This window comes from Rhizobium phaseoli (assembly GCF_003985125.1).
Classification (GTDB): Bacteria; Pseudomonadota; Alphaproteobacteria; order Rhizobiales; family Rhizobiaceae; genus Rhizobium; species Rhizobium phaseoli.
Genome location: NZ_ML133641.1, coordinates 1 through 1,051, shown reverse-complemented (window position 1 = coordinate 1,051; position 1,051 = coordinate 1). Strand labels below are relative to the sequence as shown.

The window sequence follows — 1,051 nt, the reverse complement described above, 5'->3', positions numbered from 1 at the left end:
TAGAGCGTTTCAGGTTTTCACGGAAGCATATCCGGCATTGGCGAAGTAGTTGCTGCATTCGCTGGGCTCGATGGTTGTGACGAGGTGTCCGATGTGGCGCCAGGTGTCATCGATGGTTCGCTTCTGAGCCAGGCGCATCCAGTGCTTGATTTTGGCGAAAGCCTGTTCGATCGGGTTAAGGTCGGGGGAGTATGGCGGCAGGTACCAGAGCCGAGCACCAGCGTTGCGGATCATCTGACGGATGGCGACCGACTTGTGGGAGCCGAGATTATCCATCACGACGATATCGCCGGGTTTGAGCACCGGTACGAGTTGCTGTTCGACATAAGCACGAAAGCACTCACCGTTGATCGGTCCATCGAAGACACAAGGCGCGGTGAGCCGATCGCAGCGCAACGCGCCGAGGAAAGTCAGGGTGCGCCAATGTCCGTGCGGGGCGAAGCTGCGCAGCCGTTTGCCCTTCGGCCCCCAGCCTCGAAGCGGCGCCATGTTGGTCTTGATCCAGGTTTCATCGATGAAGACCAGCCGGCTTGGATCAAGGCCAGCCTGCCAGGATCGCCAGCGCTGTCGCCGTCGCGCGACGTCAGCGCGCGCCTGCTCAAGGGCGAACAGTGTTTTTTTTGAACCGTAGTCCCTCGCGCCGCAGAAACTGCCATACGGTGTCGTGGGATACCTTCACCCCTCGCGCGGCCAGTTCTTCCTTCAACCTGTTCAGTGACACATGCGGCGTCTGGTTGATCCGCTCGGCGATAAACGCTCGGTACGGCTCAAGAACCCGCTTGCGGTGGCCGCCCATCTTCCCAGGCGCGACAGATCCGCTCGAACGGTAGCGCTGAGACCACTTCACCGCTGAAGACACGGCAATACCGAACCGCACCGCCACCGACCGGCAGCTCTCGCCGGCTTCGATTGCATCAACAACACGCTTGCGAAGATCATTTGAAAGAGGTCGAGTCATCCGATGCTGGCCTCCACTCCAGCCAGCATCTTGAATCACAAAACAGCCAAAAACGGAATCCCTTCCGATTCAACTAAATCCAGATACGCTCTA

General features: G+C 58.9%; 1 protein-coding gene. It reads right to left on the bottom strand.

Features of this window, described 5'->3' with window-relative positions; genetic code table 11:
- Positions 1–9: 9 nt before the first annotated feature.
- Positions 10–958, bottom strand: a protein-coding gene (locus EFD56_RS32505; RefSeq protein WP_097622115.1) for an IS630 family transposase whose coding sequence is annotated in 2 segments (ribosomal slippage) — positions 10–621 and positions 623–958 — 948 coding nt in all. Because the reading frame shifts where the segments join, the coding sequence is not laid out codon by codon here.
- Positions 959–1,051: the final 93 nt, after the last annotated feature.